Origin of the sequence: Actinomadura macrotermitis, from assembly GCF_009604375.1 — a bacterium.
GTDB classification, from domain to species: Bacteria; Actinomycetota; Actinomycetes; order Streptosporangiales; family Streptosporangiaceae; genus Spirillospora; species Spirillospora macrotermitis.
The window spans coordinates 276,961-298,376 of the sequence record NZ_WEGH01000006.1 but is presented as its reverse complement, the minus strand read 5'-3'; the positions used below and the strand labels follow the sequence as shown (position 1 = coordinate 298,376).

The window sequence follows — 21,416 nt, the reverse complement described above, 5'->3', positions numbered from 1 at the left end:
GATCCGGGCTCAGCGGTCCTGCAGCAGCCCGAGGACGTTGCCGTCGGGGTCGACGACGGTGGCGACCAGGCGGCCGCCGCCGACGTCGTGCGCGGCCTCCTGCACGGTGGCGCCCGCGGCCGTCACCTCGGCCAGCTTGGCCTCGATGTCGGGGACGTGCCAGTAGGCCACCGGCCCGGTCATGCCCTGCGCCGCGCCGCCCGGCACCAGCCCGATGTGCTGGTCCGCCGTGTCGAAGCCGACATAGTAGGACGAGTCAGTCTGCGGCGGCAGCCCGAGCAGGGCGGTGTAGACGGCCTTGGCCGCCGCCAGGTCGGATACCGGGTGCAGCACGGTCTTGATGCCCTGGGTGGAAGAGTCGGTCATGATCGCTCCATATGAGTGGTCGGCAGGTCTGCGCGGACGGTGACGTCCACGGTGATCACGCTAGCCGCAGTCCCCGGACCAGCGCTTCTTTGATCCTGACCGATCCGGCGCGGCTCGACGGGACCGGCCCGTCGCCGGGGGGCGGCGCCCTCCCGGCGCATGCGTTGACTCGGTTTACCCGCGCCTCATGCCGCGCATCGTTACCGGACGGAGACGGACGGTGGCCCCTCATGGGGGATGCTGAAGGTGCGCCGGCCGTTACTCATACGAAAGGGCCGATCGCGCAACGCACTTCATGATGGAGTGGAACTTCGCTACTCTATCAATTGGCGACATCTTGGTTGATCGAGTACACGCCCTATGGCCGTGCCCGCAGGAGGTGGATGAATGCGCTGCTATCAGGCGGTCCTGCGTGACCAGTGGCCCGGCGTGGGCGACCGGATCCAGCGCGCTCTGTCCCAGTGGCTGCAGGCCGAGGAGGGCGTCCGGATCCCCGGCTCGGACAAGGCCAGGCGTGAGTTCTCCCTCGGCCGGTTCCGCCTCGACCTGCACCGCGCCGCCACGTGCGGCCGGTACGTCGTCGAGGACGGCGACCGCGAACGCGTCCGGGTGACGTTCGCCGAGCGGGCGGGCAGCACGCCCGGCTGGGCCGTCGTCACCGCCGAACGCGACCCCCGGGTCCGCCGCGCGCCGCACTTCCTGCCCGGCTACCTGCGCAGCGCGCGGATCACCGACGGGGGCGTGCAGCTGCCCGACACCGCGCAGGAGGTCGACGAGACGCAGGTCGGCGAGCTGATGAACTGGCTGACCAGGCCGCGCCGCCGCGTCCCGGTCGTGGTCTTCGCGCACCGCGACGACGGGCGGGAGCTGGCCGGGCAGCTGGCCGCGACGCTCGCCGGGAACGCCGTGGTGGCCTGGCTGAGCGACGCGCGGGCCGAGGACGAGTTCAACGCCCGGGTCGGCGCCGACGTCGAAGTCTTCGGCCGGGGCGTGCGGACCTACCATCCCGACTTCCGGGGCGACGGCGACAAGTGGCGGCACCCCGTCCTCGGCGGGAGCAAGTGCGACCAGGGCCTGGACGCCTTCGACCTGGTCATCGAGAACGTCATCGACAAGGGCGTCGGCGCCGATCCCCCCGAGGAGATCAGGCACGCGCTCCGCATGGTGCCGCGGGTGCTCGACGGGCAGGAGCCGGCCACCGCCCTGACCGCGGTGACGCCGTCCCCGGCCGTCCTGAAACGGGAGCAGCTGCGGGCCGCGATGATGGCCAAGGTGCCCCGGCCGCGGCCGCAGGAGCCGCCGGCGGCCCGGCCGCCCGAACCCGAGCCCGCCGCCGAGGAGACCGAGGAGCCGCGGGCGGTCCCCGTCGACACCGACGGGCTGGCCCGCGACGTCGCCGAGCGGGTCAGCGCCGAGATGCGCAAGGAACTGCTCGCCGCCTTGGAGATCAGCGTCACCGAGAGCGACCGCGAGGTCGTCCGGGGCATGCGGACGGTGACGGAGTACTTCACCGCGCTGAAGACCGCCCTGGACGGCGGCCGCCCCGGCGGCGCGCCGGACCTGGGCGAGGAGAACGACCGGCTGGCCCAGGAGCTGGCCGAGACGTCGGCCGAGGCGCGCAAGCTGCGCGCCCGCGTCCGCTGGCTGGAGAGGCAGCTGCTGGAGTCGTCCGGCCCGGTCACCCCGCAGCCGCCCGAATACGAGCCGGCCGGCCTGGTCGACGCCCTGAACGAGGCCGGCGACCGGCTGTCCGGCGTCCTGGTCGTCGCCGACCGCCAGCCCGCTGCGACCCTGGACCTGTCCTGGCCGCAGTGGAAGCGGGTGTGGGCGGGCAAGGCGTGGGAGGCGCTGCGGGCCCTGGACGAGTTCGCGGTCGCGCGCCGCTCGGGCGAATTCGCGGGCGGCTTCTACGACTGGTGCCTGCAGGACGCGGCGGGCCGGTGCGTCCTGCCGAGCGCGATGGTGTCGATGACCGAGTCGCAGACCGTCCGGGACAACGGCCACTTCCGCGCCGCCCGCACCTTCCCGGTGCCCGCCGAGCTGCACCCCGACGGCCGCGTCTTCATGCAGGCCCACATCAAGCTCCGCCGCGTCGGCTCCCCGGCGCCGCGCCTGTACTTCTACGACGACTCGGTCGGCACCAGCGGCAAGGTGTGGATCGGCTACCTCGGTGACCACCTCCCCAACACTCGCACCAACTGACGAGACGGCCCTCCGGAACGCGACCTCACGTTCCGTGGGGCCGTCTCGTCGTACTGAGGAGCCGATGAACCGATTTCCCCTTGAGGAGCCCCGCGCATGACCGACCTCAGCGAGCTGACCGGCGACTACGTCCTCGACCCTGCCCACACCCGGATCGGGTTCGTCGCCAGGCACACGATGGCCACCAGGGTGCGCGGGCACTTCGACGAGTTCGAGGGCGAGGCGCACTTGAACGGCGACCACCCGTCCAAGTCCGCCGCACGGCTGACGATCCAGGCGAAGAGCATCCAGACCGGCAACCCGCAGCGCGACGACCTTCTGCGCGAAAGGTTCCTGAACGCGGCCGACCACCCGGCCATCACCTTCATCGCGGCCGAGGTGGAGCAGACCGGCGAGACCGCCTTCAAGGTCACCGGCGACCTCGGCATCCGAGGCATGGTCAGGCCGGTCACCGTGGACGTTGAGCTGACCGGCGAGAACGGCGGCCGGGCCGGTTTCAGGGGCGGCGTCACGCTCGACCGCAACGACTGGGGCGTGAACTGGAACGCCGCGACCAAGGCCTTCATCAGCCCGAAAGTGACGGTGGAGTTCGACATCGCCGCGACCCGGCGGCCCTGACAAGGTGTAATTTTCCGGCAAGGAGGACGAAGGAGGCGGTGTGCGCAGGGGGATCGTCCTCGACGAGCGGTACGAGCTCGACCAGCCGCTCGGCCGGGGCGGGATGGGGGAGGTCTGGCGCGCCTACGACCAGCTCCTGGACCGGCGGGTGGCGGTCAGGTTCATCACCTTCCACGGCGGCGACCCCGATGAGGAGCTCATCGCCCGCTTCGAGCACGAGGCCCGCAACACCGCCTGGCTGGAACACCCGGGCGTGCCCACTGTCTACGGCCGGGGCGAGCACCGCGACGAGCGCTTCGGCCGCTGCCTCTACCTGGTCATGCAGTACGTCGAGGGGGTCACCGTCACCCACCTGCTCGACGCAGCCGGGGAGGGCCTGCCGGTCGGCTGGGCCGCGTTCATCGCCGCGCAGGCCTGCGCGGTGCTCGGCGTCGCCCACCAGCGGCCCCTGGTGCACCGCGACCTCAAGCCGGGCAACCTCATGCTGTGCCCCGACGGCTCGGTGAAGGTGCTCGACTTCGGCCTCGCCGTCGCGCTCGGCCCGGCGGACGTCCGCTTGACGACCAAGGGCGTCGGCGGCCCGGGCACCCCCGGCTACTGCGCGCCCGAGCAGCTGTACGGCGACCCCGGCCCGCAGAGCGACCTGTACTCGCTCGGCTGCGTGCTCTACGAGATGCTCACGGGCGAGAAGGTCTTCGGCGACGGCAACCCCTACGCCGTCTCCCGTGCCCACGAAGTGGAGGAGCCGCTGGCGCCGTCGGCGCTGAACGGGATCGTCCCGCCGGACCTGGACGACCTGGTCCTGGAGCTGCTCGCCAAGTCGCCCGAGGAACGCCCCGCCGAGGCCGGCGACGTGTACGAGCGGCTGCTGCCGTTCATCACCGAGCTGGAGCCGCTCGGCGACGCCGTGACGGCGGGTCCCGCGCCCTCCCGGCTGTACGGCGCGCTCATGGCGGGCGTCCGGATCGCCGCCGCGGCGCCCCGCGGCCCGGCGGCCTCGCGCCGCCGGGCCGAGCCGGTGCCCCTGCCGACGCTCCTGGAGGTGCGGGAGGCGCGCGAGCAGGTCGGCATGCTCGCCCGCGCGGGCCGCTTCGCCCAGGCCGCCGACCGGCTGTCCCAGCTGGTCGAGCCCGCCGCGCTCGCGCTCGGCGGCGACGACCTGGAAGTGATCGAGATGCGCGCCGAGCTGGCCGAGGCGCTCTTCCACGGCGGCGACCACCGCCGCGCCGCGTCCGCCCTGCGCGCCGCCGTCGCCGCGCTCGCCGAATGGCACGGCCCCGACGACGAGCGGGTGATGCGCTACCGCGAGTGGGAGGCCGAGTGCCTGGTCAAGCTCGGCGAGCCCGCCCGCGCGCTGCGGCTGCTGGAGGCGCTGGCGGCCGAGCTGGACGAGGACGCCGACCGGGCGCGCCGGCTCGGCCTGCTGGAGAAGACGGGCAGGCTGCTGCTGGCGCTCGGCCGCGCCGAGGAGGCGCGGCCGCCGCTGACACAGGCCGCCGCCGGCTTGGCCGTTTTGCGTGGCGAGAGGGACCCGGCCGTCCTGGAGCTGCGGGCGCTGCTGGCGGAACGGCCGTGAACCTCAGCCGGCCCGCAGGAAGCTGCTCGGCCGGCCGGCGTAGGAGACGTAGAGGTGGTCGCGGGCCCGCGTGCAGGCGACGAACAGCAGGCAGCGTTCCTTCTGCATGTCCTGGTTGTGGGCGCGCGGGTCCTCCTCCTCGGAGGTGACGACGCCCCCGAGTGGCAGCGTGCCCTCCCGCACGCCGATCACCGCGACGCAGCGGAACTCCATCCCCTTCATCGCGTGCATCGAGCCGACCTGGACCCCGGCGGACTTGCCGCCCACCGAGATCGTCTTGATCCCGTCGGCGCCGAGCCGCTCGGCCGCCTTCTGGGCCAGCTTCTTGTACCGGGCCGCGACCCCGATCGAGCCGGGCTCCACGCCGGCGTCCAGCCACCGGCGGACCTGCTGCGCCAGCTCGTTGAGCTCGGCGTCCGAGGTGGCGCACTCACGCAGGAGGGGGCGGCGGCCGTGCATGGGCGACCGGTAGCCGTCGAGCGTCTCGGCCGAGTCGTTCAGCCCCTGGGCGGGAGCCAGCCCGGGCACCGGCAGCGCCCAGGTGAGGATCTCCTGGGTGGTGCGGTAGTTCAGCTTCAGCTGCTGCTGCGGCCGCGCACCCTGGTACCCAGACTGGTCAGCGACACTTGGCTGTCGTAGATCCGCTGATGCGGGTCGCCGACGATGAACAGGTCGTCGGGACCCTCGGTGACGATGCGGCGCAGCAGCCGCCACTGCTCGGTCGTCAGGTCCTGCGCCAGCACGATCTGCTCCCACTCGCGCCGCAGGAACACCGGCGAGTAGGAGGTGCCGGACGCGGCCTCGCCCCAGAGCGCGTTGATGACGTGGTCGGAGACGAGCGACGGCGGCTCATGCCGGTTCACGATCTGGTAGGCCAGGCTGTCGACGGTCTGGACGTCGATGCGCCCGCGCACCGACGCGTCGTCGACCAGCAGGTCCAGCTGGCGACCGAGCGCCTGAGCCAGGCTCTTGGTGTAGGTGGTGAGCAGCACCGGCACGGCCGGGCCGGCCTGCGCCAGGTGCCGTGCCCGGTGCAGCGCCGTCACCGTTTTGCCGGTGCCGGCGCCGCCGGTCACCTGGGCCGGACCGCTATAGGACGGCCGCAGCGCCATCCTGCGCTGGACCGGGTGCAGGAAGAGCCGCCAGGTGTCGAAGGGGCGGGCGAGGATGCCGCGCAGCTCCTGTCGGATATCAGCCGGCCGCCGCGGCGTTCCGGCTGGCGCGCCACTCCAGGGCCTCGGGGGTCTCGGTGTACTCCAGGAGATGGTTGCCGGCGATGCGCCCCAGGGCGTCGCGTACCTCCGCCGGGGTCGCGTAGAAGAACTCGCGGCGGACGTTGACATGGTTGACGCGCTTGTCCATGAACTCCTGGTGGAGGCGGCCCTCCAAGCCGACGGCGTCCTCGCTGAAGATCAGCGCGTGCACGTCGAAGCGGAACGGGACCGAGGCGTCGCCGAGCTCGCGGACCCGGTCCATGGGGTCCAGCCGGCGGGTCAGGCCGATCTTGACCATCCGCTCGCCGAAGGCGCCGATGTTGGAGATGACGTACACATAGCCCGCGCGGGTGTTGGCCGCGCGGCCCTCGACGTCATGGATGGCGCCGTCGACGTCGGCGAGCTTGGCGCGCAGCTCGTCGGCCCCGGCCTGGTCGCCCCTGGCCTCCAGGCGGGCGAGCGCCGACTCGACATGGGAACGCTCCTTGAGCAGGCGCGCCTTCTCACGCTCGAACTCCTTGCGTGCCTTCTCCTCTTCGCGCTGGCGCTCCCGTTCGGCGCGGATCCGCTCCTTCTCCTCTTCCGCCTTGGCCAGGTGGTCCGCCGTCAGCCGGAGCTCCTTGACGCGCAGCTCGTGGTAGGCGCGGCTGACCTTGATGTGCATCGTCTTGCCGAGGCGCTCGATGGTCTGGGCCGTCTTGCCCAGGCGCTCGACCGACGAGTCCAGCTTGTAGGGGCGCATCATGCGGACGAGGTTGTCGGCCTCGGCGTTGTAGGCGCGCAGCAGCAGCTTGGAGAAGTCGCGCACCATGGCGCGGCCCTCGGCGGCCGAGCCGTTGACAGTCCAGTCGGTGGCGGCGGTGACGGCCTTCCCCGAGCGCGTCATGGTCTTGATCCGGTCCTTGATCTTGGCGAGCTCGGCCTGATAGGCGACGGCGTCGGCGAGCCGGTGCCGGTACTCGTAGACCCCCGCCTCCTGCAGCAGGTTCAGGTCCTTGGTCTCGACGATCTCCGCGCGCAGCCGGGAGAGCTCGCCGCGCTTGTCGCGGGCCTCCTTGCGCAACGTGGCGGCGGTGGACCGCAGATCCTCGATCTCGGCCCGCAGCTGCTGCGGCTCGAGCCCGCCCAGCCGCACCACCTCGGTGTACAGGCGGGCGTTCTCGGCTTCGAGTTCCTCGATGCGCTGCTTCTTGCCGCCGAACACCGGGCGCGGTGCGGGCGCCGAGGGCGGAGGCAGGGTCGCGTGCGGCAGCGGAGGCTGCGGGACGGGCATCGGTGCCGGAACGGGCGGAGCCGGGGCCTCTGCGGGGAGCCAGAACTGCCAGCCCGCGGGCGGCAGGGGCCAGGACGGATCGGGCTGCCAGCCGGGCGGGGGTGTCCAGCCGACCGGTGGAGCCGGCCACGTCGGCGGCGGGTTGTAGCGCCAACCGGCCGGAGCCGGGGCTAGGGCCGGGGCCGGGGCAGGCTGGGGTGCCGGAGCCGGAGCCGGAGTCGGGAGGCTCTGGATCAGGCGGCACATGTGCGGTGCGTCCTGGCTGGTGACGTCGCCGAAGTCGGACTCCTCGCCGGCGGTGTCCTTGATGACGAGGAAAAGCCGCTGCTGGTAGGAGGGACGCGTCTCGACGGAGACGACAGAGGACAGGGGCGTCTCCTGGCACGGTCCCCGCTGGGCCAGATCGGCGGCGACGAAACCGAGGACGCGCCGATCGGTGATCGCCAGATGGGTGAGCTTCGGCAGGGCCTTGACCGTGGTCACCAGGGCCCGGGGCCGCTCACCGGCGCCGAGGAAAAGCCCGAGAAGGCGAAAGAGCCGCTCTGCTTCGGCGGGGTCCACCTCACTGCCGATATGGACATCGGCAGGGAACGGCCGAACCGTCATGATCTCCTCCTCGGAGCGAGTGTGAACCAGGGGGTGGGCCGGGATGCGGCACTGGTCACTGAGAGATCGACGCGCCGGTCTCGCGCTCGGTTGGCCGACGATGACGATTCGTTACCGACCTGTCAGGGCGCGATGATGCCACTCCGGCCCCACTCGGTGTATTCGGCTGAGTACACCGAGCGGAGATGCTCACCTGTGTCGAGACCGGTGGTGAAGACGATGTCCAGACGGCGAGGCAGGTGGTCATTCGACAAGACAATGGTGAACTCGGTTTTGGAGTTGCCGAAGTTCTTGTAGAACGGTGCCACAGCAGGCTTTCGGGACAGAGCGGCCGCCGAGGTGACACCTCGATAGGTGACGGTGCCTCCGTCACTGGCGTGCCGAAGCTTGCGCGTGCTGCGCAGCAGGGCCAGCACGTTGTGGGGAGAGGACACCCAGCGGGTCTCCATGGCCATGTAGACATGGGGGTCCATGCCGCTGTAGTCCGTTCGTGGTGCGACGGAATAGACCTCGTCCTGCATATCGGAGAACTGAGCGGTGTTGTCCTTCAAGGTGAGTCGGCGGGGAGAGTCCTCGCTCTCGCCGCCCTCAGGATTGTGGACGGTCAGGTCGTAGTCGGTGCTTGCGCCGGGCCGGTATTGCAGTCGGCCGCTGGCGTTGAACTGATCGTCGCTCTGGGACATCGCGCCCTTGGCCTTGAACGATGCGGTCCGCTTGGCGGCGATGGCCTGCTCGACCTGCGTGGCGGTGTCGATCCGGCTGGGCGGTGCCGTCGTGGTGGGTGCCCCGGCAGGCGAGGGCAGCGGCAGCGTCTTCGCGGAAGAGGAGCCGGACTCTCTGATCGCGAAAGCGGTCGCGATGACCAATGCGGTCACCGCGACACCCCCGCAGGCGAGCAGCATGCGGTTCCGCTTGCGGGGTCCGGCCGGTGCGGGCAGGCGCATCGTCGTCCACCGCGTGGTGCGGTCGTCCGCGATGTCCGGCGCGACGGCCGTGGCGCGGCCGAGGGCGAGGGCGTCCGGGGCGGAGATGGGGGCTTCGGTGTGCTCGAGCAGGCGGAGCAGGACGTCGCGGCTGAGGGGGCGGCGGGCGGCGTCCTTGGCCAGGCAGTCGGCGACCAGCGCGCGCAGTTGTCCCGGCAGGGCGCCGAGGTCGGGCTCCCCGGTGACGATGCGGTGCATGACGGCGGGAATGGTGTCCTGCCCGTAGGGCGGGCGGCCGTTGGCGGCGTAGGCGATCGTCGCGCCCCAGGCGAAGACGTCGGCGGCCGGTCCGACCGCGTCGCCCGCCAACTGCTCGGGTGCCATGTAGGAAGGGGAGCCGAGCACCGAGCCGGTGGCGGTGAGGGTGGCGTCGGTGGCGCGGGCGATGCCGAAGTCGATCACCCGGGGGCCGTCCGGGCCGAGCAGGACGTTGGCCGGCTTGAAGTCGCGGTGGGTGACACCGGCCTCGTGGATGGCGGCCAGCGCGGTCGCGGTGCCGACGGCCAGGCGGTACAGGCCGGCCCCGTGCCGCGGGCCCTGCTCCTCGACGACGGCGCGCAGGGTGGGGCCGTCGATGTACTCCGAGACCACGAAGGGCACGCCGTCCTGCTCGCCGGTCTCCAGCACGCGCGCGGTGCAGAACGGGGACACGCGCCGGGCCGCCGCCGCTTCGCGCAGCGGGTCGCCGGTGTGCAGCAGCTTGATCGCGACCCGGTCGCCGTCCGCCGTCTCGCCCAGGTAGACCTGCCCCTGGCCGCCCTCGCCGATCCGGCCGGTCAAGCGGTGACCGCCGATCTCCTCGGGGTCGCGGGGGGTCAGCGGCGTCACGGGCACGGGGTTTCCTCGCGGATCGGAGAAGGGGGGAGGTAAAGGTCTTACTACCTGCGCCGATCTCGCGGTCGAGGATGGCCGGGTCCGGTCTGGACGCGGCGGGTCAGGTGAGGTTGGGGTAGGGGTGGGGGTCCTGGGCCAGGAAGGTGCCGAAGGCGCCGCGGACGCGGCGGGCGGTGGGGGCGTCCAGGGCCGGGCGGTCGCCGAGGACGCGGTCCAGGAGGCCGTCGAGGTCGCCGTCGGCGATCAGGACCGAGCAGGTGTCGCAGGCGAACCACTCGTGGCGGGTCAGCTCGTGCAGGAGGGGGGCCTCCTCGGATGCGGGGAGGTCCTCGTGCGGCGCGACGGGGCCCGTGGCCGGCGGGTAGATCCAGTCCGGCTCGGGGGCCTCGCAGAAGTCGCAGGCGGGCGGGAGCGGACGGGGCGTGCCGAGGACCGGCTCGAGGAGATGGTCCCAGGGCTCGACCCGCAGGTCGTGCCGGTAGACGATCTCGGCGGGCCGGCCCGTGTCGACGGCCTTGACGACGACGCCGCAGTGCGCGCACAGCGGTCGCGGCTCTTCCGGCACGCGCCCTCCGTCCCTTGTCGTGGGCTCAGACCGCCATGCTGCCGCCGGCCTCGTCGTCGCCGTCTTTGGAAGGTTCCATCTCCAGGTACTCGTCGTCGGGCCACAGTTCGGCGGCCAGGGCGGCGAGGTACTCCTCGTCGCCCTGCTCGAGTTCGGCCGTCATCGACTCCGGATAGCCGCCGGTATCCGGAGGGTCGTCCCGGACGCGGCGCGTCGCGGGCTGGGAGCGGAGCAGCCTCGTCAGGCAGAGGCCGAACATCACCCCGAGTGAGGCGAGGACCAGGAACGTGATCACACCACGGCGTCCTTCCGTGCGGCGGCCTGCGCGATCCCTTGCGTAAGGAGCAAAACGCTTGAACGCTACTAGACCGGCCTAACGGCAGGGAGCGCGACATGCCGTACGAGGGGGAGAGTGATTCCGTGGAGTTTCACCGGACTTGGTGGAGCCGCCCGCCGCCGGACCCGGAAATGTCGGAGGGTCTCGCTAGCGTGGGGGACACGCGGAGGAAGAAGGCATCATGAACGCGTCCGAACTGGCACTGGTCCTTTTCACCACGTCGCTTCAGCCTTCCGGCCACCCCTGTGACGCGCAGGTGCGGGCGGCGATCGAGGCGCGGCTGCGGGCCCTCGGCGGCGACCGGGCCGGGGTCGCCGCGAGCGTCGCCCAGGAGGCCGGCGACCACCCCGAGGCGTACGCCGCGCGGATGCACTGGGCGCTGGACGCGGTGGGGCACGCCTACCGCCCCGGGCTGCTCGCGGCGGCCTGACGGGCCGGCCGGCACGGGTCAGGCCGGCACGGTCTCCTCGATCTCCTGCTCGGCCTCGGCCGGAGCGGGGGCGGCCGGGGTGCGGCCGCGCTCGGCCAGCCGCGCCAGGGCGAGCATGCCGAGGCCCGCCGCCGCCCACAGGGCGAGCACGAGCACGTGGCCGCCGAGGTCCAGCGAGTCGAAGTAGACCAGGCTGCGCGCGCCCTCGACGAAGCCCGCGCCGTTCCAGAAGGCGTGCAGGGAGGCGAACAGGCCCGGCTGCAGGTCGGGCTTGAAGATCCCGCCCGAGCTGGTGAAGTTCAGCATCACGAACAGCACCGTCATGGCGAGGGTCGTGAAGCGCTTGAGGAAGGTGTGCAGGCCGATCCCGATCCACAGGATGCCGGTGCTGTACAGCCACGCCATGGCCCAGACGCCGGCCAGGTCGTGGTCGACCAGGTGGAAGACGGGGCCGGCGAACGCGGCGCCGAGCAGGCTGATGACCAGGCCGGTGCCGGCGCCGAGCAGGCCGCGCAGCCACATCGGCAGCACCGCGCCGAGGCCGCCGATCACCGCGACCGAGGCGTAGGAGCCGATGCTGAGCGCGACCAGCAGGAAGAAGATGCCCTGGCCGGTCGGGTCGCCGTGCGACAGCGGGGCCACGTCGGTGACCTTCAGCGGGGCGCCCTGGGCGGCGGCGGCCTTGGTGAAGACCTGCTGGACGGCCGTGGCGGTGGTGTCGGACCCGGCCTTGGCGACCATCAGCTCGGGCCGCGGCGCGGCCAGGTAGGCGCCGTAGATCCGCTGGTGGCGCAGCGCGTCGGCGGCGGCGTCCCGGGACGGCAGCGTGCGCACGTCCAGCGCGTCGCCGGCCCGGTCCTTCAGCGTCTGCGCGAGGACCTGCGCCTGCGGCCCGGACCCGACCACGGCGACCTTCAGCTCGCGCGGCTCGGGGGAGTGGAAGGCGCCGAGGTAGGCCAGGCCCATGCCGAGGCACATGAGCAGCGGCATGAGCAGGTGCGTGAGGGTGTGGCGCAGCGCGCCCTGCGGGATCGGGCGGCGCACCGGGGTGGCGTGCGAGGTCATCGGGCGGGGACCCTCCAGAGTTGTAGAATGCAACTATCGAATAAGTTGTACTATACAACCTTTGGGGGGAGATCACAATGCGTGACGACGACGTCGAGACGATCGGGTGGCAGCTCACCGCGTTCGCGCGCCGGGCCCGCGCCCTCGCCGAGCGGCTCCACCCCGAGCTGCCGCTCGCCTCCTACAGCCTGCTGGCGCACCTGGCCGAGACCGGCGGATGCCGCGCCACCGACCTGGCGGCCTACTTCCTGCTCGACAAGTCCACCATCAGCCGTCAGATCGGCGACCTGGAGCGGCTCGGGCTGGTGGAGCGCCAGGTGGACCCCGCCAACCAGCGCGTGAAGGTGCTGCGGCCGACCGAGGCGGGGCTGCGGAAGCTGGCGGAGGTGGGGGAGCGGCAGCGGACGGCCTTCCGGAGCCGGCTGGATAGCTGGTCCGACGCCGACCTGGCCGCCTTCGCCCGTTATCTGGAGCGCTACAACGCCGCCGATTGAAAGGCGTGACGCGGCGACCGTTCAGCGGGCGCGGATCGAGGGCGCCGGGCCGGTCCGAAGCGCCGGCTCAGGCGGCGAGGGGGCTGCGCGGGGGGACGGCGGGGCGGTGCGGCGGGACGGCCTTGCCGTCCGGCAGCAGTTCGCCGGTGTCCTCGAACAGCACCACGCCGTTGCAGAGCAGGCTCCACCCCTGTTCGGGGTGGACGGCCACGGTGCGGGCCGCGTCGTGGTCGGGATCGTGCGCCGCCGGGCAGCGCGGGGTGTGCGGGCAGGTGTCGACGTTCACGGGCTTCCCTCCAGGGGGTTGTCCCTGTGATTTAGGACATGTCCGAGCATGCCGCCTCATGACCGAAATAGGCAAGGAACTGGGGAATTCTTTACCCTCGCGGAGGTGTGAACGCTCAGTGGAGCAGGTCGTCGTCGCCCTGTTCCACGTCCAGCCCGACCAGCTCGGTGCAGCCGGTGCAGCGCCACTCGGCCGTGACGTCCTCGGGGCCCATGCCCGCGGCGCGGTAGGGCCGGTCGACGCTGCGGCGGTGCATCCCGTGCCCGCAGGAGGAGTGCAGCAGCCGCCCGCACCGCGGGCAGGGCCACACGTCCTCGCGCCGCAGCAGGCACTGCGGGCAGGCCGGGAGGGTGTGCGGATCGGGCAGGTCGTCCTCGTACAGCCACTGCTGTTCCAGGTCGAGGTACTCGTCGGCGGGCCAGAGCTCGTCGGCCAGGCAGGCGAGGTACTCCTCCTCGCCGGCGGCGAGGACGGCCGTGAGGGACTCGGGGTGCGGGGTCGCCGCGGCCGGACCCGGCACGGCGCCGGTTCTCGGCCGGCGCCGCGCGGCCAGCAGGGTCAGCAGGCCGAGCAGCACGACCGCGGCCAGGACTGTCGCCGTGGGCATCGCGGTTTCCTTTCATGATCTGGAGGCGGGGTTCGTTGGATCATGAATTCGCTTCACAAAGCGTTGCGAAGGCTACAAGAAAGGCTGTTAACGGAAAAGTCGATCAGAAAAGAATCTACGTCCGTATCGGGCGGTGCCCGCTGTCCGAAACCCGACCCGCCCTGGTCCGGATCATGCCCTGACGGCACAATCGGGAGCATCGATCGTCGCTGGAGGTGTCATGGCCGGTGCGGGGCCGCCCTGGCCGCTGGGGCTGCTGGGGCAGGGAGTGCGGGTGGCGCGGGGCGCCGCCGTCGCGCTGGCGGACGCGATCGCGGCGATCCCCCGGCTCGCCCGGTCGCTGGAGCAGCTCGCCGAGGCCGTGACCAGCCTGGAGTCGCTGGCGGACGCGGCGCCCGCGCTGGACCGCATCGGCGAGGCCGCGCGCGAGCTCGGCCGGCTCGCCGACGCCGCCGAGCCGCTGCCGCGCGTCGCGGCCGACCTGGAGCGCCTCGGCGCGGTCGCGCACGTGCTGGAGGACCTGGCCGAGGCCATCGAGGACCTGCGCGGGCTCGGCCGGGTCGTGCCGGCGCTGGAGGAGCTCGGCGCGACGGTCGGGCCGCTGAAGGAGACCGTGGACGGCCTCAGCCCGCTCGCCGACAGCGTGGTGCGGATGCAGGGCGCCATCGAGACGCTGAACGCGACCGTCAGCCCGCTGCAGGGCACCGCCGAGCGGCTCGGCCGGTTCGTGGACCGGCTGCCGCAGGGCCGCCGCCCGCCCCGCGCCGCGCTGCGGCAGCAGGGCGACTGACCGCGCCCACCGCAGTTGGGCGGGCCTTCACACGGCCGAAACGGCCCCGCCACATCCGGGTGGCGCAATGGCCTCATGCCAGTGCGCGAAGAGGTCCTTCCCTACGACGAGTTCGTCGCCCGCTGTCGCGGGGCGCGGCTGTTCGAGCTGGGCGAGCGGCGCGTGGTCTACCTCGCCGAGGAGGGCGGCCACCCGTGCCTGGCGGTCGGGACGGGCGACGGGTTCATGACGCTGACGGTCTTCGCCGACGAGCGCGAGCGCGCCGCCCGCCTCGCCGGCGACGCCGCCCGCGCCCCCGCGCCGTAGGGCCGGCCGGTCAGGCGATCCCGGCCGCGACGTGCAGCGCCATCGCCATGACGGTGAGCTGCGGGTTGACCTCGGGGCAGCCCGGCAGCACCGAGGCGTCGGCGACGTGCACGCCCGCGACGCCGCGGAGCCGCCCGGCGGTGTCGACGGGGGCGCGTTCGGGGTCGGCGCCGAGCCGGGCGGTGCCGGACAGGTGGAAGCCCGCCAGATGCAGGCCGGCGGCCGGCGCGAGGGTGATCGCCGCGCTGAGCTCGTCCAGGGTGCGGGCGACCGGGCGGTGGTGCAGGCCCGTCAGCACCTCCTCGGCCCCGGCGGCGAACAGCACCCGGCCCATCGCGAGCAGCGCCCGGCGCAGCCGGGCGGCGTCCTGGCGGGCCAGGTCGTAGCGGACCACGGCGCGGCGGCGCCCGTGCACCCGGCCGGACGGCGCGTCGGCGATCATCGCGCCGAGCACCGCCAGCCGGTCCGCGCCCGCGAGCTCGCGGCGCAGCGCGCGGCCGGCGCCGGGCGGCACGAACGAGGTCATGCCGGGCGGGCCCGCGGTCGCCTCGATGAGGATGCCGTCGTCGTGCAGCTCCTCGATGCCGACGCTCTGCATCACCCCCGACCACGCCACGACCGGCTCGGCGAACCGGCCCGCGAGGGTGGTCGCGGGGTGCACGGCCATGTTCCGGCCGAGCTCGGGATGTCCGCCGAGGCCCGAGCGGCGCAGCAGCAGCGGCGTCTGGGTGGCGCCGGCGGCGACGATCACGCGCGGGGCGAGGATTTCCAGGAACGAGCCGTCCGGACGGCGCGCGCGCACGCCGGTCGCGCGACCGCGCTCAACGAGGATGTTCTCCGCTTTCGCATGGGTGACGATGCGCGCCCCCGCCGCACACGCCTGCGGCAGCGCGTTCAGGTGCACGCCGTACTTGGCGTTGCGCGGACATCCGGCGGCGCACTGCGAACTGCCCGCGCAGCCTGGGGCGTTGCGGCGCAGCGGCGCGGCCTGCCAGCCGAGCCGTTCGGCGCCCGCGAGGGCGAGCAGGCCGTTGCGGCCGAGCGGGCCGAGAGGCTGCGGGGCGACCCGCAGGGTGCGCTCGACCTCGTCGAGGTGGGCGCCGAACTCGTCGGCGGGGACGTCCCAGCGGCGCAGCACCCGCTCCGGCGTCCGGTAGCAGGTGCCGCTGTTGACGACGGTCGTGCCGCCGACCGCGCGGCCTTCGGGGAGCAGCACCGGCGGGCGGCCGAGCGCGACCGTCGCTCCGCCACCGCGGTACAGATCCAGGAAGCGGTCCAGCGGCGGGCGCGCGCGGAACTCGGCGGCGGTGAAGCGCCGCCCCTCCTCGACGATCACGACCCTCATGCCCTGACGGGCCAGGGTGCGCGCGGCCATCGCGCCGCCCGCTCCCGAACCGATCACGACGGCGTCGGCGGTGGTGCAGGCGGGCCATTCGGCGGCGGGCGTGCAGTCCAGCTCGGCGTCGGGACGGGCCTGCCCGGCGGCGGGCGGGGAGGCCGGCAGCAGCTCGGGACCGGCGGCCAGGAGCAGCGGGATCTTCATCGCCTCGGTGAACCGGCCGGGCATCAGGGTGCACAGCGCGTCGCGGCGGCCGGCGTCCAGGGTGTCCAGGGAACGGCCGGTGGTCAGCCGGGACACCGCCTCCAGCGCCCCGGCGCCCGCGCGCAGCCCGAGCCGGGCGGGTGGCGGGAGCGTCCCGGCGCGGCCGGCGATGCGCGCGAGGCGGGCCTCGTCCTCGACGCCGAGCAGCGCGGCGGCGGCGCCGGTGAGGGCGCTCACCGGACGCCCACCTCGGCGTGCGCGGTGCCCTCCAGCCGCCAGTGCCGTTCGACGCGCCCGCCCCGGGTGAGGACGATCCGCACGTCGGCGCGCTCGGAGTTGTGACAGACCGCCGGAGCGCCGCCCGGGTCGGCGTAGTCGACCGAGACGGTCTCGGCGCGGCGCTGGGTGACCTCCACGTGGATGCGGCGGCCGCCGCCGACGCGGCCGCGGACCGTCCAGGACGGCAGGCCGATGGTGGCGCGCAGGCCCAGCGTGGCGGCGATCTCCCGGCCGCCGGTCCGGAGGCGCAGGAACGTCAGCGGTGGCAGATGCCGCAGGCCGGGACGGGTGGACACGGCCGTGACGATCTCGCAGACGTCGCCGTCGCCGAGGTCGGCGTGCAGCCAGGCCCAGCGCCGCGCGTTGCCGTGCCCGTAGATGCGGGCGGTGCCGCCGGGGGCGGCCTCCAGGTTCAGCACGCGGTCGCCGAAACGGACGGTGCCGTCATAGGAAGCGGTCGGTTTCGGGACGATCTGCGCGGCGGGCAGCAGCTCCCGCTCCCACGCCCAGCGCGGGAACGTGTACAGGGGATCGCCGCCGCCGGACTCGCGCAGATCCCAGGCGATCTCGCCCGCCGCACCCTGCAGCCGGGCGAGCGGCCCTTCGTAGCGGCCGAAGACCGGCCGCTCGCCGGGCGGGAAGACCGCCGCCCAGCCGTGCTCGCGGGCCGGGCCGTCGTCCGGCGGCGCGACGAGCTCGTGGTGCAGCCACACGCCCGTCCCGGTGGCCGGATCGGAGAGCGTGGTGTACCAGACCTCCAGCCGCCCCGGCTGTCCGCGCCAGCGGGGCCGCATCGGGTCGCGGGCCGGGTCGGCTGGGAAGCGGAAGCCGCTGAGGAAACGGGCGAGGTCGCGGCGCAGCCGAAAGCGCAGGCGGGCCTCGCCGACTACGGCGCCGTCCGCGTCGGTGACGGTGGCGGGCAGGAAGGTCATCGAACGGACCGGGTGGCGCGGGGTCGCGGACTTCCAGCCGTCCAGCCGCAGCCGACGCCCGTCCAGGGCGGTGAACTCCAGGGTGTAGCGGATGCGGCGGGCGGCGACCGGCGCGACCCGCAGCCGCCCGCTCGCCGGACCGTCGGCCCAGCCGGGGACGACCACGCGGCCGGACAGCGCGCCCTCGATGTCGCCCCAGGGCCGCAGCACCCCGGGCAGGTCGGCGGACAGCTCCAGGCGCATCGGCCGGTCCGCGCCGTCCAGCCGGACGGTGCCCTCCATGACCTCGGCGAAGGTGGTGCGCCTCATGCGGGCCCCGCCAGCATCAGCGCCTCGGTCTCGGCGAAGTAGGCGTCGGCGGCGGCACGGGCCGCCGCCGCGTCCCCGGCGCAGATCGCCTCGACCAGCGGCCGGACGCGGTCGGCGGCGGCGCCGGGATCGGCGAAGGCGTGCGTGAAGCCGTCCCGGACGGCCAGATAGGCGTTCAGCAGCGAGTTGACCAGGAACCCGTACACGCGGTTGCCGGTCGCGGCGGCGATGACGCGGTGGAGCTCGCACTCGGCCAGCTGCGCGGCCCCGGCGTCCGGCGCGTCCCCCAGCCCGGCGACCAGCGCGCGGAGCCGGTCGCGGTGCGGCGGCGCGGCGTGCGCGGCGGCCTTGGCCGCGACCAGCGCGCCGACCTCCCGCCGCACCTGGAAGATCTCGCCCATCCAGGCCGGGCCGACCGTGCGCGCCAGCATCGGCAGCAGCTCGGGGCCGCCGAGCCGCTCGTAGTCGCGCACCCGGGTGCCGACGCCGTGCCGGGTCTCCACCAGCCCGGCCTGCGTCAGCCGCACGATCGCGTGCTTGAGCGAGGTGCGCGTGACCCCGTAGCCGCCCGCCAGCTCGCGCTCGGGCGGCAGGTAGGAGCCGGGCGGGTAGCGGCCGCTCAGCACGTCGTCGCGGAGCCGGTCGACCAGGGCGTCGACGACGGTGTCGCGGGGGATCGGGGCGGTCATGGAATCGGCCTCCAGAGGTCCAGTGGATGAGCCACTGAGCCAGTACGGTGCCAGGTGCCTCGCGGGCCGTCAAGACATGGCATCGTGGTACTCCCGCGAACGAGGAGGAGGGCCGATGACCGGCAGCCTGGATTGGACGGCGGCGGTGGAGCGGGCGGACCTGCTCGCCGCCCCGGTGGCGGACGCGATCGCCGGCGTCCCGGACGCGCGGGCCGCCGAGATCGATCCGGAACTCGCCGACACCGCGGCGTTCTGCGAGCGCTACGAGGTGCCCCTCGAGGCCAGTGCCAACTGCGTCGTCGTCGCGGCCAAGCGCGGCGGCGAGGTCTCCTACCTGGCCTGCATGATCCTGGCGACCGACCGCGTCGACGTGAACGGCGTCGTGCGCAAGCACCTGGGCGCCCGCAAGGCCTCCTTCGCGCCGATGGCCGAGGCGATCTCCCTCACCGGCATGGAGTACGGCGGCATCACCCCGGTCGGCCTGCCCGCCGGCTGGCCGATCCTGGTGGACGAGGCCGTCGCCGCCGCGCCCGAGGTCGTCATCGGCAGCGGGCTGCGCCGGTCGAAGCTGCTGGTCCCCGGCAAGGCGCTCGCCGCCCTGCCGGGCGCGGAGGTCCTCGCCCTCGCCCAGACCTGAAGGCCGATGGGCCGGTACGAGGAGGTCCTGGCCGAGCACGCCGCCGTCGAGGCGGCGCTCGCCGAACCGGGCGTGTTCGGTGACTACGCGCGCGTCCGGCGGCTGCGGCGGGCGCGGTGGATCCTGGAGCCGCTCGTACGGCTGGGGGCGCTGCGCGAGGATCTGGGCGCGGCGCGCGAGCTCGGCTGGGACGCCGAGATCGCGCGGCTGACCGCCGAGGTCGCCGCGCTGGAACGGGCCGTGGCCGAATGGGACCCCCGCGACTGCTACGACGCCATCGTGCGGCTCGACGGGGATCCGGCGGACGTCGGACGGCTGGCGCGGGAGTACGCCGCGGACGCCCGGCGCCGTGGGTGGCGGACGCAGGACCTGGAGGCGGGGCTCCCGGGGGCGCCGGGCCGCCGGATCATGGCCTTCACGGCGGGGGAGGACGGACCGGGCAGCTGGGCGGTCCTGAAACGGGATAGGGACGTCCGAAACGGCGTCACCGTCCTGCCCGATGCCGGCGCCGGGGCGACGCTGCCCGGCGGGCCGCAGGACTGGCTGATCGGCACCTTCTGCCGGCGGGTGCCGAACGCGCCGACCGTCCTGCGGATCACGCATCTGCCGACGGGCGTGTCGGCGTGGGCGTCGGGGCCCGACCCGCGCGCCGTCAAGCTCGCCGCGGTGCGGCTCGTCATGGCGGAGCTGGCCGGCCGGGGCGAATTTTCGGATAGTGCGGAATGTACGTTTCGGCCGGGTTTGTGATCGAGGTGAAGATCACGGCGTGGAGTCGGCGTGGGAGGGTAGGAGCAATCACGTGATCGCGGCGCGCCGGCGGCCTGACCTCGCCCGCCGTGCGGTCACGGGAGGACTGACCGGGCGGCCCGGGCGACGGTCTCCGGGTGCGCCGGTCACCGAGTGTTGCTGAAAGGGCGGACGAGTGAAGTCGCGCGGTAGTGAGTTCGTGGTGGTGGCCAACCGGCTTCCGGTGGACCGGGTCACCGGCGGGGACGGCGTACGGTCGTGGCGGCGCAGCCCGGGCGGGCTGGTGAGCGCGATCGCGCCGGTCATGCGGCAGCGTCAAGGCACCTGGATCGGCTGGTCGGGCGCACCCGACGAGGAGCTGGAGCCCTTCGAAGAGGACGGCATGCGGCTGCACCCGGTGCGCCAGTCCGCCGAGGAGCTGGAGCTGTACTACGAGGGGTTCTCCAACGCCACCCTGTGGCCGCTCTACCACGACGTCATCGCGCCGCCGGTCTACGACCGCGCCATGTGGGACGCCTACGTGCGCGTCAACCAGCGGTTCGCCGACGCGGCCGCCGAGGTCGCCGCCGAGGGCGCGATCGTGTGGGTGCAGGACTACCAGCTCCAGCTCGTCCCGGCGATGCTGCGCCGGCTGCGCCCGGACCTGCGCATCGGCTTCTTCCTGCACATCCCGTTCCCGCCCACCGAGCTGTTCATGCAGCTGCCGTGGCGGCGCCGCATCCTGGAAGGGCTGCTCGGCGCCGACCTGGTCGGCTTCCAGCTGCCCGGCGCGGCGGCCAACTTCGTCCGCCTGTGCCGCCAGCTGCTGGACGCCAGGACCGTCAAGCAGGACATCGTGCTGGACGACCGCACCGTGCGCGCCCGCGCGTTCCCGATCTCGGTGGACGTCGGCGAGCTGAGCGACCTGGTCGCCCGGCCCGACGTGCGCCGCCGCGCCCAGGAGATCCGCGACGACCTCGGCGGCGGCACCGTGCTGCTCGGCGTGGACCGGCTCGACTACACCAAGGGCATCACCCAGCGGCTGCAGGCGTTCGGCGAGCTGTTCAGCGACGGCAGCCTGAAGCCCGGCGAGGCGGTGTTCGCGCAGATCGCGACGCCGAGCCGGGAGCGGGTCGAGCAGTACCAGCTGCTGCGCGACCAGATCGAGCAGCAGGTCGGCCGGATCAACGGCGAGTACGCCGAGCTCGGCTCCCCGGTGATCCACTACCTGCACACCTCCTACGACCGCGAGGAGCTGGCCGCGCTGTACCTCGCCGCCGACGTCATGGTGGTGACGCCGCTGCGCGACGGGATGAACCTGGTGGCCAAGGAGTACGTGGCCTGCCGGGAGGACCTGCACGGCGCGCTGATGCTGAGCGAGTTCGCCGGCGCCGCGCCCGAGCTGCGGCGCGGCGCGTTCCTGGTCAACCCCTACGACATCGACGGGCTCAAGGAGACGATGCTGGCGGCGATCCGGGCCGAACCGGCCGACCAGGCCCGGCGGCTGCGCGCCATGCGCAAGCGCGTCCTGGAGCACGACGTGGAACGCTGGGCCTGCGATTTCCTGGAGGCCCTGGAACGCCCCACCAACCAGGCCGTCGACCTGACGGCCTGACCCCGTAGCGAACGCGAAGCCGCCCCGGCCGGAAGGCCGGGGCGGCTTCGCGTTGTGCGTTCGCGTTGTGCGTTCGCGTTGTGCGTTCGCGTTGTGCGTTCGCGTTGTGCGTTCGCGTTGTGCGCTGTAGCGCT

The 21,416-nt window shown here is 73.4% G+C and carries 23 protein-coding genes; 10 read left to right on the top strand and 13 right to left on the bottom strand.

Annotated elements, in window-relative coordinates:
* Positions 1 to 9: 9 nt before the first annotated feature.
* A complete protein-coding gene (locus tag ACRB68_RS37905; protein WP_153541411.1) occupies positions 10 to 366 on the bottom strand; it encodes a VOC family protein in 357 nt (118 codons plus the stop codon).
* 387 nt (positions 367 to 753) lie between these two features.
* Between ACRB68_RS37905 and ACRB68_RS37900 the strand changes: the two genes are divergently transcribed.
* The 3 genes from ACRB68_RS37900 to ACRB68_RS37890 all read left to right on the top strand — a co-directional run bounded on the left by ACRB68_RS37900 (position 754) and on the right by ACRB68_RS37890 (position 4,762).
* On the top strand, positions 754 to 2,568 hold the full coding sequence (locus ACRB68_RS37900) for a hypothetical protein (protein WP_153541409.1): 1,815 nt from the start codon (positions 754 to 756) through the stop codon (positions 2,566 to 2,568).
* Positions 2,569 to 2,664: 96 nt separating this feature from the next.
* Positions 2,665 to 3,186, top strand: coding sequence for a YceI family protein (locus tag ACRB68_RS37895; RefSeq protein WP_153541407.1), 522 nt, complete (start codon positions 2,665 to 2,667; stop codon positions 3,184 to 3,186).
* 40 nt (positions 3,187 to 3,226) lie between these two features.
* A complete protein-coding gene (locus ACRB68_RS37890) occupies positions 3,227 to 4,762 on the top strand; it encodes a serine/threonine-protein kinase (protein WP_153541405.1) in 1,536 nt (511 codons plus the stop codon).
* A gap of 3 nt (positions 4,763 to 4,765) precedes the next feature.
* Here ACRB68_RS37890 and ACRB68_RS37885 read toward each other — a convergent pair whose 3' ends face one another.
* The 6 genes from ACRB68_RS37885 to ACRB68_RS37860 form a co-directional block, all read right to left on the bottom strand.
* Entirely contained in the window at positions 4,766 to 5,290 is a 525-nt protein-coding gene (locus ACRB68_RS37885; protein WP_153541403.1) for a 3'-5' exonuclease, read from the bottom strand.
* A gap of 47 nt (positions 5,291 to 5,337) precedes the next feature.
* Positions 5,338 to 5,874 (bottom strand): UvrD-helicase domain-containing protein, encoded by a 537-nt coding sequence (locus ACRB68_RS37880; RefSeq protein WP_153541401.1) that lies wholly within the window; start codon positions 5,872 to 5,874, stop codon positions 5,338 to 5,340.
* Positions 5,875 to 5,953: 79 nt separating this feature from the next.
* Positions 5,954 to 7,855, bottom strand: a complete 1,902-nt coding sequence (locus tag ACRB68_RS42730) for a DUF4041 domain-containing protein (RefSeq protein ID WP_153541399.1) — start codon at positions 7,853 to 7,855, stop codon at positions 5,954 to 5,956.
* Positions 7,856 to 7,977: 122 nt separating this feature from the next.
* Positions 7,978 to 9,672: a serine/threonine-protein kinase gene (locus tag ACRB68_RS37870; RefSeq protein WP_153541397.1), complete on the bottom strand. Its 1,695-nt coding sequence runs from the start codon at positions 9,670 to 9,672 to the stop codon at positions 7,978 to 7,980.
* Between the two features lie 100 nt (positions 9,673 to 9,772).
* On the bottom strand, positions 9,773 to 10,237 hold the full coding sequence (locus ACRB68_RS37865) for a hypothetical protein (protein ID WP_153541396.1): 465 nt from the start codon (positions 10,235 to 10,237) through the stop codon (positions 9,773 to 9,775).
* 25 nt (positions 10,238 to 10,262) lie between these two features.
* On the bottom strand, positions 10,263 to 10,532 hold the full coding sequence (locus ACRB68_RS37860; RefSeq protein ID WP_328595292.1) for a hypothetical protein: 270 nt from the start codon (positions 10,530 to 10,532) through the stop codon (positions 10,263 to 10,265).
* 223 nt (positions 10,533 to 10,755) lie between these two features.
* Between ACRB68_RS37860 and ACRB68_RS37855 the strand changes: the two genes are divergently transcribed.
* The gene (locus tag ACRB68_RS37855; RefSeq protein WP_153541394.1) at positions 10,756 to 11,004 is read left to right on the top strand and encodes a hypothetical protein; all 249 of its coding nucleotides are present in this window, start codon (positions 10,756 to 10,758) and stop codon (positions 11,002 to 11,004) included.
* An 18-nt stretch (positions 11,005 to 11,022) separates the two neighbouring features.
* Here ACRB68_RS37855 and ACRB68_RS37850 read toward each other — a convergent pair whose 3' ends face one another.
* The gene (locus tag ACRB68_RS37850; RefSeq protein WP_153541392.1) at positions 11,023 to 12,069 is read right to left on the bottom strand and encodes a hypothetical protein; all 1,047 of its coding nucleotides are present in this window, start codon (positions 12,067 to 12,069) and stop codon (positions 11,023 to 11,025) included.
* Positions 12,070 to 12,146: 77 nt separating this feature from the next.
* Here ACRB68_RS37850 and ACRB68_RS37845 point away from each other — a divergent pair, with 77 nt between their 5' ends.
* Positions 12,147 to 12,563 carry a MarR family winged helix-turn-helix transcriptional regulator gene (locus tag ACRB68_RS37845; protein WP_153541390.1) on the top strand — a complete coding sequence of 139 codons (417 nt, stop codon included), beginning with the start codon at positions 12,147 to 12,149 and terminating at the stop codon, positions 12,561 to 12,563.
* 67 nt (positions 12,564 to 12,630) lie between these two features.
* Here ACRB68_RS37845 and ACRB68_RS37840 read toward each other — a convergent pair whose 3' ends face one another.
* Positions 12,631 to 12,849: a DUF5999 family protein gene (locus tag ACRB68_RS37840; protein ID WP_328595291.1), complete on the bottom strand. Its 219-nt coding sequence runs from the start codon at positions 12,847 to 12,849 to the stop codon at positions 12,631 to 12,633.
* A 115-nt stretch (positions 12,850 to 12,964) separates the two neighbouring features.
* Positions 12,965 to 13,456 carry a hypothetical protein gene (locus ACRB68_RS40410; RefSeq protein WP_194293602.1) on the bottom strand — a complete coding sequence of 164 codons (492 nt, stop codon included), beginning with the start codon at positions 13,454 to 13,456 and terminating at the stop codon, positions 12,965 to 12,967.
* Between the two features lie 220 nt (positions 13,457 to 13,676).
* Here ACRB68_RS40410 and ACRB68_RS37830 point away from each other — a divergent pair, with 220 nt between their 5' ends.
* Together ACRB68_RS37830 and ACRB68_RS37825 are read left to right on the top strand one after the other, a co-directional pair.
* Positions 13,677 to 14,246 carry a hypothetical protein gene (locus ACRB68_RS37830; RefSeq protein ID WP_153541388.1) on the top strand — a complete coding sequence of 190 codons (570 nt, stop codon included), beginning with the start codon at positions 13,677 to 13,679 and terminating at the stop codon, positions 14,244 to 14,246.
* A 75-nt stretch (positions 14,247 to 14,321) separates the two neighbouring features.
* Positions 14,322 to 14,552, top strand: a complete 231-nt coding sequence (locus ACRB68_RS37825; RefSeq protein WP_153541386.1) for a hypothetical protein — start codon at positions 14,322 to 14,324, stop codon at positions 14,550 to 14,552.
* 10 nt (positions 14,553 to 14,562) lie between these two features.
* On the opposite strand, the gene ACRB68_RS37820 is transcribed toward ACRB68_RS37825, so the two are convergent.
* From ACRB68_RS37820 to ACRB68_RS37810, 3 genes are read right to left on the bottom strand one after another with little or no spacing between them, the layout of a single operon-like run.
* Entirely contained in the window at positions 14,563 to 16,332 is a 1,770-nt protein-coding gene (locus ACRB68_RS37820) for a GMC family oxidoreductase (RefSeq protein WP_207709978.1), read from the bottom strand.
* Complete coding sequence (locus ACRB68_RS37815; RefSeq protein WP_207709977.1) at positions 16,329 to 17,615, bottom strand: hypothetical protein; 1,287 nt, start codon at positions 17,613 to 17,615, stop codon at positions 16,329 to 16,331. Before ACRB68_RS37815 ends, ACRB68_RS37820 begins: the two co-directional genes overlap by 4 nt.
* Complete coding sequence (locus ACRB68_RS37810) at positions 17,612 to 18,304, bottom strand: FadR/GntR family transcriptional regulator (protein ID WP_153541382.1); 693 nt, start codon at positions 18,302 to 18,304, stop codon at positions 17,612 to 17,614. Before ACRB68_RS37810 ends, ACRB68_RS37815 begins: the two co-directional genes overlap by 4 nt.
* 115 nt (positions 18,305 to 18,419) lie before the next feature.
* Here ACRB68_RS37810 and ACRB68_RS37805 point away from each other — a divergent pair, with 115 nt between their 5' ends.
* The 3 genes from ACRB68_RS37805 (at position 18,420) to ACRB68_RS37795 (ending at position 21,282) form a co-directional block, all read left to right on the top strand.
* Complete coding sequence (locus tag ACRB68_RS37805) at positions 18,420 to 18,941, top strand: YbaK/EbsC family protein (protein ID WP_153541380.1); 522 nt, start codon at positions 18,420 to 18,422, stop codon at positions 18,939 to 18,941.
* A gap of 6 nt (positions 18,942 to 18,947) precedes the next feature.
* Positions 18,948 to 19,688: a hypothetical protein gene (locus ACRB68_RS37800; protein WP_153541378.1), complete on the top strand. Its 741-nt coding sequence runs from the start codon at positions 18,948 to 18,950 to the stop codon at positions 19,686 to 19,688.
* Between the two features lie 175 nt (positions 19,689 to 19,863).
* Positions 19,864 to 21,282 carry an alpha,alpha-trehalose-phosphate synthase (UDP-forming) gene (locus tag ACRB68_RS37795; RefSeq protein WP_328595290.1) on the top strand — a complete coding sequence of 473 codons (1,419 nt, stop codon included), beginning with the start codon at positions 19,864 to 19,866 and terminating at the stop codon, positions 21,280 to 21,282.
* Positions 21,283 to 21,416: the final 134 nt, after the last annotated feature.